The organism is Kitasatospora sp. NPDC008050 (assembly GCF_042957465.1).
Lineage (GTDB): Bacteria > Actinomycetota > Actinomycetes > Streptomycetales > Streptomycetaceae > Kitasatospora.
In genome coordinates this window covers 243,742-255,027 of the sequence record NZ_JBIBIJ010000004.1, presented here as the reverse complement: position 1 = coordinate 255,027, position 11,286 = coordinate 243,742, and the positions used below count along the sequence as shown (strand labels likewise).

The 11,286-nt window shown below is 72.2% G+C and carries 6 protein-coding genes; 1 reads left to right on the top strand and 5 read right to left on the bottom strand.

The features are described from left to right. Window positions 1-79 precede the first annotated feature (79 nt). The gene (locus ACFZB9_RS10325) at window positions 80-844 is read left to right on the top strand and encodes an SAM-dependent methyltransferase (protein WP_391445554.1); all 765 of its coding nucleotides are present in this window, start codon (window positions 80-82) and stop codon (window positions 842-844) included. 214 nt (window positions 845-1,058) lie between these two features. Here the strand turns inward: ACFZB9_RS10325 and ACFZB9_RS10320 are convergent, their stop codons facing one another. From ACFZB9_RS10320 to ACFZB9_RS10300, 5 genes are all read right to left on the bottom strand, one after another. Continuing rightward, window positions 1,059-1,424, bottom strand: a complete 366-nt coding sequence (locus ACFZB9_RS10320) for a hypothetical protein (protein ID WP_391445552.1) — start codon at window positions 1,422-1,424, stop codon at window positions 1,059-1,061. A 45-nt stretch (window positions 1,425-1,469) separates the two neighbouring features. Beyond that, complete coding sequence (locus ACFZB9_RS10315; RefSeq protein ID WP_391445550.1) at window positions 1,470-6,794, bottom strand: DUF6531 domain-containing protein; 5,325 nt, start codon at window positions 6,792-6,794, stop codon at window positions 1,470-1,472. Window positions 6,795-6,859: 65 nt separating this feature from the next. Then, window positions 6,860-8,866, bottom strand: a complete 2,007-nt coding sequence (locus ACFZB9_RS10310) for a choice-of-anchor D domain-containing protein (RefSeq protein ID WP_391445548.1) — start codon at window positions 8,864-8,866, stop codon at window positions 6,860-6,862. Window positions 8,867-9,602: 736 nt separating this feature from the next. Then, window positions 9,603-10,217 carry a DJ-1/PfpI family protein gene (locus ACFZB9_RS10305; protein ID WP_391445546.1) on the bottom strand — a complete coding sequence of 205 codons (615 nt, stop codon included), beginning with the start codon at window positions 10,215-10,217 and terminating at the stop codon, window positions 9,603-9,605. A 20-nt stretch (window positions 10,218-10,237) separates the two neighbouring features. Further along, window positions 10,238-11,221, bottom strand: coding sequence for a GlxA family transcriptional regulator (locus ACFZB9_RS10300; RefSeq protein WP_391445544.1), 984 nt, complete (start codon window positions 11,219-11,221; stop codon window positions 10,238-10,240). Window positions 11,222-11,286 lie beyond the last annotated feature (65 nt).

Here is an 11,286-nt window from a genome sequence, read left to right as displayed (position 1 = left end):
CCCAGCCGTCCGCCACACCGACCCCGGGCAGGCGGAAATTCGCTGCCGATCCGGACTGCGCCGGTCTACCGTGCGCCCCATGGACGACACCGATCTCCCGCCGCGCCTGACCCGGCTCACCTTCCACGGCCCGCTCTCCGAGGCCCGTGCCGCACAGCTGACCAGCAGGCTGAGCCGGGCCGCGCCCGCAACCGTCCTGGACATCGGCTGCGGCTGGGGCGAGTTGATGCTCCGCGTCCTCGCAGCGACCCCCGGTGCCACCGGCCTCGGCCTCGATCTCAACGCCGCCGACCTCGCCCGCGGACGCGAGAACGCCCGGGCCCGCGGGCTGGCCGACCGCGTCCGGTTCGCCGAGGAGTCGGCGGTCGGCACCGCGCGCGAACCCGCCGACCTGGTGCTCTGCCTGGGCGCGAGCCACGCGCTCAGCGAGGCCGAGGCGCCGCACCACACCGTCGCGGCCCTGCACGCGCTGCGCCGGCTGGTCAGGCCGGGCGGGCGGGTGGTGCTCGGCGAGGGCTTCTGGCAGCGGCCGCCGACGGAGGCCGAACTCGCCGCCATGTGGCCGGGAGCCACCGCCGGCGAGCAGTACGACCTGGCCGGACTCGTCGACCTCGCCGTCGCCGCCGGGTTCCGCCCCTCCTGGATCGAGACGGCCGATGCCGACGAGTGGGAGGAGTTCGAGTCCGGCTACCAGTGCGACGTGGAGGAGTGGCTGGCCGCCAACGACACCCACCCGCTCGCCGCCGAGACCCGGGAGAGGGTCGACCGGCACCGGTCGACCTGGCTGCGCGGCTACCGAGGTGTGCTGGGCCTCGCGTATCTCACCCTGGTGCCGGTGGCCTGACCGGCCGCACGGGGGGCCGTCCCAGCAGGTCGCACACGCCAACAACGGGTACCACCTGGCGCAGGGCACCACGGGCCAGGCCGACACCGACACCGGCACCGGCACCGGCACCGGCACCGCCCTGATCAACGCCTCCTGCGCGCTCTGGAACGACGAACGGCGCCCGGCCGGGGAGAACCCGGCCGAGCGCCGTCACGCGTGCGGACCTCGGCTGTCAGGAGTCGAAGCGGAGCAGCGTGCTCGGCTCCCAGTACATGCCGTCGTCCTCGGTACTGACGTATCCGGGAGCGACGACCAGGCCCCGGATCTCCGTTCCTCCGAGCCCGTAGATCTTGCAGCTCTCCGGTGGCGCCTCGTACAACCCGCCCGAGTACCGGGCAAGCTCCTCGGTCGTGAGACCGAAGATGTTGAAGTGCTCATAGACGTCGCAGCCGAGGCTCAGGTACTGGACGGGGCCGAACAGGATCTCCATCCGCGACGCGCCGCCCATCCCCTTGTCGCTGCGGAAGAGCAGCTGTTGATGGGACGCCACATACCGGGCCAGCACGAACTCCCGGCCGGTCTCCCAGATCAGTTCCATCGCTCGGTCCCCAAACGTGTGGTCGATGTCTCCATCGGTCGGTTCCTAGAAGGGATTCTGCAGTGCGGCTCCGTCCTCGAAGAAGCTGAGTCGCGACAGCAGACCGGCCGCCCGCAGCTGGCTGACCTCCCAGGCCACCGGCCCACCGCGGTCCTGGTCCCCGTAATCGGCCAGGATGGTGATCCGGTCCTTCAACGAGGCTCCTGAGTCCAGTCCCAGGCGATCGGCTGACAGTCCGTCCATGTAGAAGTCGAACGTGGTGGTGGGATTGGCGCCCTGCGCCCGCTTGATCGCCTCCGTGAGTTCCGTCTTCCAGTCCAGCCCCGGGTCCATCAGATGCCGGGCACCCGAGTCCGTGGCCCGCTTGATGAGGCCGCGGGAGAGCCCCAGAGCGATCCGCTCCGTCGGCTTGCCGGCGACCTCCTTGCCGACCGCAGCGAGCCCTTGGGCCGCGAGCTCCGCCCCCTCGCCTTCGAGTCCGCCCCAGGGCGTGACCATCCCGGCCAGGCTGCCGGCGCGGAACGCCGGGTCGCAGGCGTTGCCCGGGAAGTTCGGGTCCAGCTGCGACATCAGACCGAAGGTCGTGCTGTCCAGGAAGCCGGCGCTGAAGTCGCCGCCCTTCTGGATCGCCTGGTCGGTGGCGCGCTCCAGGTTCTGGGAGGCCGCGGCGGCCAGCGGTGAGGTCTGGGCCGTCTTGGCGTCCTCGTCGGCGCACTTGCCCTTGTCGCCGTCGAGGCCCCAGTGGATGGTGACGAGGTCGGTGAGCCAGGCCTTGGCGCTGCACTGCCCGCTGGGGTCGACCAGGTCGGTCGGCGCGTCCGCCGCGTAGACGTAGGCGGAGCCGTACGAGGAGGCCGCGGCGGTGGGCAGCGGGTCGCGGCCGGTGAACCGTCCGGTGGACGGGTCGTAGTCGCGGGCCCGGTTGTCCTGCTTGCCGGTCAGGGTCGGGTCGTTGTCCTGCCCGGCGAAGCCGAACGGGCTGACCGGCGCATTGGCGGCGACGGCCGTGGTGCTCTGCTGGCCGAAGGCGTCGTAGGACATCCGGCTCTGCTGGGCGCCGTTCGCGTCCGTCAGGTCGGTGATGGAGCCGAGCCAGTCGTGGTGGTCGTAGGAGGTGGCGCCGCTGGTGCGCTGCGACTGGGGCAGGCCGAGCGGGTCGTAGGTGTAGTCGCCGGTGACGGCACCGGTCGCGTTGGTCTCGGTGGCGAGTTGCGGCAGCGCGTTGTTGATGTCCCAGAGGGCGGTGCGCACCGTGCTGCCACCGGAGCTGGTGGTGACGCGGTTGCCCTGGGCGTCGTTGGTGAAGGTGTAGCCGACCCCGGCCTGGACGGCGGCGATCGGGTGGTTGCTGAAGTCGTAGCTGACGGTGCTCGCCGAGGAGCCGTTGCCGGTGTAGTTGCCGTCGGCGTCGTAGGTGTAGTTCTGGCGGACGAACCCGCTGGCGGACGTGGTCAGTTCGTCGGCCGCGTCGTAGCTGTAGCTGGTGGTCCGGGTGCCGTTGACCATGGTCTTGCGGTTGCCGACACCGTCGTAGGTGTAGCCGGCGGTGCCGCTCGCCGTGGTGGCGGAGGTGACCCGGCCGTCCTGGTCGTAGCCGTAGGTCTGCTGGGGCGTGGTGATGCCCAGCCGGCTGACGCCGACCGTGGTGGGCTGGCCCGCGGCGTCGCGGGTCAGCTGCCAGGAGTCGAGCGTGCTGCCGCCCTTGGTGCTGCCGATGCTGCTGAGCCGGCCGTCGGCGTCGTAACCGCGGGACTCCACATAGCCGTTGGAGCTGGGCAGCGTGGTGCTGGTGAGGTGCCCGGCCGGGTCGTAGGCGTAGGTGGTGCTGGTGCCGTCGGCGGTCAGCTGGGTCTCGCGGCGCTCACCGTCGTAGGCGTAGCCGATCTTCTCACCGTCAGGGTACTGACGGAGCGTCAGATTGCCGTCGGCGTCGTAGGTGTAGCCGAAGCCACTGCCGCCGCCGGGGGCGCTGACCGAGGTCAGCCGGCCCGCCGCGTCGTAGCCGAAGGTCCGGGTGCCGGTGGCGTCGGTGACGGTGGCGGGGCGACCGGCCTTGTCGTACGTCTGGGAGACGGCCGGGGTGTTGTCGCTGTAGCTGGTGCCCGTCGGCAGGCCGCGCGGGTCGTAGCCGGTGGTGGCCGTGGCGCCGCGGGCGTTGACGGTCGTGGTGGTGTGGCCGTCCGGGTCGTAGCCGTAGGCCACCTGGTGGCCGAGCGGGTCGGTCACCGTGCTCGGACGGTGCAGTGCGTCGTAACCGTAGCCGGTCACATGGCCGTTGGCGTCGGTCCGGCTGGTCCGCTCGCCGAGGCCGTTCCAGGCGTTGGTGGTCACCGCGTTGGCCGGGTCGGTCACGGTGGTGACCTGGCCCAGGGCGTTGTACGCGGTGCTGGTGGTGCGGCCGAGCGGGTCGGTCACCGAGGTCGGCCGGCCCAGCGCGTCGAAGGCGGTGCTGGTGGTGTTGCCCAGCGGGTCCTTGACGCCGGTGGCGTGGCCGGCCGCGTCGTAGCCGTAACTGGTGGTGTAGGTGGCCGCGGTGGCGCCGGTGACGTTGCCGCGCGGGTCGACCGCGGTGGCGAGCCGGCCGTCGGCGTCGTACGTCCAGGTGGTCCGGTCGCCCTCCGCGGTGGTCTGGCTGAGCCGGTTGCCGGCCGCGTCGTAGGTGTAGCTCGTGGTCTTGCCGAGCGGGTCGGTGGTGCTGGTCAGCCGGCCCGCCGTGTCGAAGCCGTAGGAGGTCTTCGCCGTGGTCGGGTCGGTGACGCTCAGCGCGTGGCCGGTGGCGTCGTAGGACGTGGTGGTGACGTTGCCCAGCGGGTCGGTGACGGTGACCGGGCGGTTGACCGCGTCGTAGGCGGTGGCGGTGACCGCGCCGGTCGGGTCGGTCGCCGCGGTCTGGTTGCCGTTGGCGTCGTAGCCGTAGGACCAGGTGTAGCTCGCGGCCGTGGCACCGGCCGCGTTGCCGCGGGCCGTCACCAGGGTGGTGCGGTGGTTGTCGTGGTCGTAGCCGTAGGTGGTCCGGTTCCCGAGCGCGTCGGTGTCGGAGGTGACGTCGCCGGCCGAGTCGTAGGACGTGGTGGTGGTGTTGCCTGCCGGGTCCTTGACGGTGGTGCGGTGGCCGGCCGCGTCGTAGCCGTAGCTCGTGGTGTTGCCGAGCGCGTCCTTGGCGCTGACCAGGTTGCGGTCCGCGTCGTAGCCGTAGCCGGTGGTGTTGCCGAGCGGGTCGGTGACCGAGGTGGTCAGGTCGCCCGCGTCGTAGCCGTAGCTGGTGGTGTACGCCGCGGGGTTGGCGCCCGCCGCGTTGCCGCGCGGGTCGGTGACGGTGGCGACCCGGCCGTACGCGTCGTAGGTGTAGGTGGTCTTCTCACCGAGCGGCGTGCTGATCGAGGTGCGGTTGCCCGCGCCGTCGTACCCGTTGGTCGTCACCTGGCCGCGCGGGTCGGTGACGGTGGCCACGGCGCCGAGCGCGGTGTAGGTGTAGGCGTTGGTGGCGCCGGTCGGATCGGTGCTGGAGGCCAGCTGTCCGTGGCTGTTGTAGGTGTGCGTGGTGCTGTTGCCGAGCCCGTCCTTGTACGAGGTCACGTGGTTGGCGCCGTCGTAGGTCCAGGTCTCGGTGATCGGCACCGAGGACGGGGCGGTGCGGGTCAGCACGTTGCCGTTGGCGTCGAAGGTGGAGGTGGTGGTGTTGCCGTTCGGGTCGGTCAGCGAGGTGCGGTTGAAGGAGGCGTCGTAGCCGTACTTGGTGGTCTTCCCGTACGGGTCCGACTCCCAGCTGATCACGCCGCGCACGTACGCGTGGGTCCAGATGCCGCCGTCGGGCGAGGTGACGTAAGTGGTGCCCGGGTTGGCGGTGTCGTAGCCGAAGGTCGTCCGGCCGCCCAGCGCGTCGGTCTGGCCGATCACCCGGCCCGAGCTGTCGTAGCTGTTGCTGGTCACGACGTGGCCCAGCGGGTCGGTGACGCTGGTGAGCAGACCGCTGGTGGCGTCATAGCCGTAGCTGGTGGTCTGGCCGCGCAGGTCCTGCACGCCGGTGAGCCGGCCGCCGGTGTAGCTGTAGGTGATGGTGCGCTGGCCGGGCAGGGTCGCCGTGGTCAGCAGCGAGCCGGTGTAGCCGAAGGCGACGGTGTGTCCGGCGGCGTCGGTGAGCCCGGTGAGCTGGTTGCCCGTGTAGCCGAAGCTCAGCCCGACGCCGTAGGGGTCGAGCATGCCGGTGAGCCGGCCACTCGCGTCGAAGAGCAGCGTGTGCTGGTCGGTGGCGGTCAACTGGTAGCCGCCGGCGGTCTTCTGCAGCTTGGACCGGGTGTAGGGGCGGGTGTTCTGCAGCGAACCGTCGCTCTGCACGGTGTAGTCGGTCTGCGAGCCGTTCTCCGAGATGAAGCTGACCACCGACTGGCCCACCAGCAGCGAGGCCGAGTAGGGGAACACCCAGCCGGGGCCGAACACCCCGGTGGCAGCGTTGTCCGAGGTGTAGGTCCGGGTCAGCTGGAACGGCGTGCCGGGCGCGGCGAGTGCGGCGTCCGTGGCGTTCTCGCCGAAGGCACCGGTGGCGGTGTTGACCGGGTCACCGCAGGACTTGTTCAGATCGGGCGCCATGCTGGAGCTGTCGGGCGAACCCGGGCAGCCCAGCGCGGCGTTCGCGGGGATGCCGACGATCGGCACCGGCGGCACGGAGACCGAGGTCAGCCGGTCCGTGGTGCCGTCCTGATAGGAGTACACGACGACCGCGTAGTAGTTGACGCCCGCCACCAGCTGCGGCTGGATCGCGCAGTAGCCGGTCGACTTGTAGAGCATCCACGGCTGAAAGTCCATCTGGACGTTGTCCGAGGACCGGTAGAGATAGACGGAGACCGCTCCCAGCCCTCCCTGGGTGCCGATCTTGGCGGGCGGGTTCTGGGTGAAGTCCCAGGTCACGCACCAGGACAGCAGGGTGTTGCCGGCCTGGATGTTGTCCGTGTAGGGGTGCAGGTTGGAGATGTACGGGTTGCTGGTCGCGTCGGCCGGCTGGGCCGCCCGGCTCATCGACTTGGCCGGCCCGGTCGGGTGCGGGGCCGCGGGCAGCCCCTGCGGGAGCGGGCCCTGGTGCTTCTGGTAGCCGGGGCCGGTCGGCTGGGGCACGCTGCCGGCCGGCGGGGCCGGGACGGGGTCGGGTGCCTGGTTCAGCTTGGCGGCCTGCTGCCGTTTCTGGTCCAGTGTCAGTGGCTTGGGTGCCACCGCGGCCTTCGGCGGGGTGCCGCCGCCCGTCGCGGCCTGGCGGCCATGGCTCGCCGTGGACAGGGAGCGGTCGGCCGTCCCGGCCCAGGCGGCCGGGACCCCCGCCGCGGAGACGAGGACCAGTAAGAGGACGGATACGAGCAACCGGCGGATGCGGTCGGTCACGCTGTCATTCCCTTCGATCGAGGCGGGCGCCGACTACCGGCACCCTTGGGCTTGCTGACTGTGCGTCAGGCGAAGCGGACGGGGTTGGTGCCGATCACGTGCCACACCCTCGGCGCCGCCTGCTGCGCGACACCGCCGGTCGCGGTGCCGGTCGTCTTGGCGGCTCCGGTCGGGGCGGTGCTGAACACCGGGCTGTCGGCCTGGCCGTTCGGGTCGGTGATGGTCAGCCCCGCTAGCTGCGGCGCATTGGCCCGCACGGTGTTGCCGTGCCCGTTGTCCGCCGTGACGGAGACCGGGACCCACTGGAACCCGCTGCCGGAGGCCGGGAGTTGGGCGGTATCCGCGCACCAGGAGTACTCACCGGCGCTGCCGGCGTAGTTGCCGCTCGCCGTGTAGGCGATGGACCAGTCGCTGATCGGGTCCGGCTGGCTGCCGGGCGTGGTGGAGACCTTCTGGTAGTGGATCTGGCCGCCCACCGTGGCGGTGTTCGGTCCGGCGAACTGCCACAGCACGCAGTCCATCGGCGCCGAGGAGGCGGGGTCGGTGGTCGACCAGACGCCGAGGCCGGTCAGGCCGAGCGACTGCCCGGCGGTGATGCTGACGCCCCGCACGATGTGGTTGTCGTCGCTGCCGCCGTTGGCGCCGGTGAAGGCGGGCACGACGTTGGGCGGCAACTGCACCGCGGTGTCGATCACCTGGGTGCCGTCCAGCTGGACCACCAGGTGGCCGGCCGTGGTGTAGTCCACGGTCACGGCGTGGGTGGTGGCGCGCAGCGAGGCGATGGCGGTGTTGCTCGCGGTGTAGAGCAGGTTGCCGGTGGCGCCGCTGGTGGAGGCGGTGACGGCGACGAAGTTGGCCGAGTTCAGCTGGGCGTTGTTGTCGGTGGCCAGCGCGAGGGCGACACCCGAAAGGCCTTGGAAGCCGAGCCCGTTGCCGGGGGCGCCGAGGCTGGTGGGCGTGGCGGCGGCCGGGTCGAGCAGGGCGAAGGTGAGGCCGTCGGCGCCGGAGCCGCCGTCGATCTCGGTGGTGAAGGCCGCGTGCAGCCCGGCGGAGGGCACGGCCGTCGGGTAGACGGCTGACCCGGCACCGTAGCCGCCGCCGGCCTTGGTGAGCACCAGGTCGGAGCCGTTCAGGGTGGCGGAGCCGTTGCGGGTCCAGGAGGCGTCGGTGGGGGCCGGCAGCGCCTGGCCGTCCGGGGTGGCGGCGGCGCCGGTGCCGGTGAGCGGCACGGTGACGGTGCTGCCGCTGGTGGTGATCAGCACGGTGCCGCTCTGCGCACCGGTGGCGGCCGGGTTGAAGGTGACGGGCACCTGCACGCTGGCGCCGGGCGCCACCGTGGTGCCCACGGCCGGCAGGCTCGCGGTGAACGGCTGGGCGGGTGTGCTGACGGAGGTGATCGTGGTCGGTGCCGTGCCACTGTTGGTCAGCTGGAGCTGGAGGCTCTTCGTGTTGCCGATCGGCAGGGCGCCGAAGGCCAGGCCGCCCTGGGCCGGGGTCAGCGTCGCGGTGCCGCTCGCGGCGCCGTCGGTCAGCACGGTCAGGGTGCTGCCCGGGGCGGCGGTGCCGTCGCCCTCGGCCTGGCTGGCGACGGTGAAGCTGGTGGTCGCCTCGGCGACCGTGGTGGGCATCATCAGGGACAGGTCGGTGGTGACCGACTGGCCGTCGGCGAGCGGGGTGTCGAGTGCCGCCGAGTCGAGCCAGACCGTCGAGTCGGTGCTCGCGCGCACCGGCTGCGGAACGAGGTCGTTCTCCTTCGACCAGGTCTGGAAGCGGATGTTCTGGGTGGTCATCCCGGTGCCGAGGACACCCAGGGTGGGGGTGAAGTGCTGGTAGGCCGCGCCGGTGTGGTTGGTGACGGTGACGTGCAGCTCGAATCCCATGCTGCCGGCGGCGAAGCCCGTGTGGACCAGGGCGAGGCCGATCTCGGGCGTCCCGTTGTGGACCGGCGAGCCGGTGGCCGCGGCAGCGGCTCGGGCCGGGGTCGGGGCGGTCACGGCGCCGGCGAGCGTGAGGGCCGCCAAGCCGGCCGCGCCGGTGGCGAGGACCGGGCGCAGGGCGTGCCAGGTTTTCATGGGAGTTCCCCCAGGGGTGTGTAGGAGTGGTCGGGACCCGAGCGGGCCCGGGGTGCCGTGTCGCCGGTCGGCGAAGCCGGACCGGCATCTGACGCTTCGTCAGGAGCGTTGACAGGGCAGAACCGCCGAGCCCCGGCCGGGTGCGGCCGGGGCTCGGCGGTTCTGCGTCAGTGGGCTTGCTGCCAGGTGCCGAAGGCCCTGTCACCGACGTCGGTGCTCGGCACGGCAGTCGCAGCGGTGGCGCCCGCCAGGGCGGCGGCGCGAACGGCCCCGGGCCCACCGGCGCTCACCCCGGCGGCGGCGGTGGACAGCACCGCCCCGGCGAGACATAGGACAGCGGTGCTGCCGGCCAGGCGTCCTGGCATGACGCTTCCACCCCTTTGACGAATGCGTGAGCGCGACAAGAGTTCGCGGACAGTTCGCGCGCACGCCGAACTGCCGTGCGCGCGCGGGATGGAGGAGCAGTACGGGTACATCGGACCCCTACCGGGGCGCTCCCCCGGGCGCCTCCGTTCGCACCCCACTCTTCACAATCGTGGATCTTGCCGTCAACAGCGTTCCGCGTGGCCGGGCGCCTGGATTGTCACCTTCCTCTCCGACATGCACCGACAAAAGCGGCGCCCGGCGGCCCGCCGTGACCGGAACGTAATGGTCCGGCCTGAGCCGCGGGCGCCGCCCGGTCCGTCAGCACTCGGTCGTTCAGCGATCGGTCGTTCAGCGATCAGTCGTTCAGTACTCAGTCCGCCAGCGGCTCGTCCGCGAGGTACGGCGGGGCCGGCTCGTACTGGATGTACCGGCGCACGGCGCGGGCGTGGTCGCGCCCGTGCAGCCGCCCGGTCAGCCACAGGGCGAGGTCGATTCCGGCGGAGACTCCCTGGCTGGTGGCGAGCTGACCATCGATCACATACCGGGCGTCGCGCACCACCGTGATGTCGCCGCGCGCCTGCAGGGTGTCCTCGAAGGCGTGGTGGGTGGCCACCCGGCGGCCGCGGGCCGGGCTGGCCTCGTGCAGCAGCAGCGCGCCGGTGCAGACACTGGTGGTCCAGGCGGCCTGGGCGGCGGTCTCGCGGATCCACTCGACGAGCACCGGGTTGGCCACTTCGGTGCGGGCGCCCTGGCCGCCGGGGACCAGCAGCAGGTCCAGCGGCGGGTGGTCCTCGAAGGTGTGGTCGGGCAGCACCCGCATGCCCTTGTTGCAGCGCACCGGGCCAGGCCGCTCGGCGATCAGCACGGCCCGGTCGGTGTTCCCGGCCTCGGCCCGGAGCAAGGCCGAGACGGTGAACACCTCCCAGGGGCCGACGAAGTCGAGCTCCTCGGCGCCGTCGAACAGCAGAAGTCCGTAGGTCGTCATCGTTGCTCCTCAGGTCTTGGTCAATCCACGGAAACAGGGTCGGGGTTGATCGTCCGGAAGCGGTCGCGGTAGTCGGAGGGCGTCACGCCGACCTGCCGGTGGAAGGTGCGGCGCAGCGTCTCCGCCGTGCCGAACCCGTACCGGCGGGCGATCGCCTCCAGCGGGTCGTCGCCCTCGGCGAGCGCCCGGCGGGCCGCCTCCACCCGCACCCGCTCCACGTAGCCGGCCGGCGGGGTGCCGAGTTCGGCGGCGAAGCGGCGTTGCAGGTGACGGGGGCTCAGCCCGGCCTGCGTCGCCAGGTCGGCGATGGCGTGCCGGGCGCCGGGGTCGGCGTGGATCGCCGCCACCGCGGTGCGGATCGGGTCGCTGGCCGGCTGGCGCGACCAGAGCGGCACGCTGAACTGCGACTGGCTGCCGGGGCGGCGCAGAAAGAGCACCAGCTCCTGGGCGACGGCGTGGGCCACCGCCCGGCCCAGGTCGTCCTCCACCAGGGCGAGCGCCAGGTCCATGCCGGCGGTCACCCCGGCCGAGGTCCACACCCGCCCGTCCCGGACGAAGATCGGATCGCAGTCCACCAGCAACTCTGGGTGCTCGCGCGCGAGTTGCTCGCCACGCGACCAGTGGGTGGTGACCCGGCAGCCATCGATCAGGCCGGCGGCGGCCAGCAGGAAGGCGCCGCTGCAGACCGAGGTGACCCGGCGGGCCCCGGCGCCGGCGGCGGCGATCCAGTCGACCAGCGCCCGCTGGTGCCGGGCCCGGTCGACGCCCTCGCCGCCCACCGCCACCAGGGTGTCGATCCCCTGCGGATCGAGGTCGGCCACGCCGTACTCGGCGTGCACGGGCAGACCGCTGGCCGAGCGCACCGGGCCCGCGGTGGGCGCCACCACCTGGCAGCTGTAGCCGCCCGACCGGCGGCCCGCGTGCTGGAACACCTCGTACGGGCCGACCAGGTCGAGCGGCTGGAAGCCGTCGAAGATCACGAAGACGATGCGGGATGTGGCCACGCCTCCAGCCTGCGGCCGCGGCGATCGTGGCGTCAACGACACGCACCCCACGAATCGCGCCATCC

Bases quoted from the DNA above. Each gene is read 5' to 3' on its own strand.
- ACFZB9_RS10325 (WP_391445554.1), top strand. From the start codon at position 80: ATGGACGACACCGATCTCCCGCCGCGCCTGACCCGGCTCACCTTCCAC.
- ACFZB9_RS10320 (WP_391445552.1), bottom strand. From the start codon at position 1,424: ATGGAACTGATCTGGGAGACCGGCCGGGAGTTCGTGCTGGCCCGGTAT.
- ACFZB9_RS10310 (WP_391445548.1), bottom strand. From the start codon at position 8,866: ATGAAAACCTGGCACGCCCTGCGCCCGGTCCTCGCCACCGGCGCGGCC.
- ACFZB9_RS10305 (WP_391445546.1), bottom strand. From the start codon at position 10,217: ATGACGACCTACGGACTTCTGCTGTTCGACGGCGCCGAGGAGCTCGAC.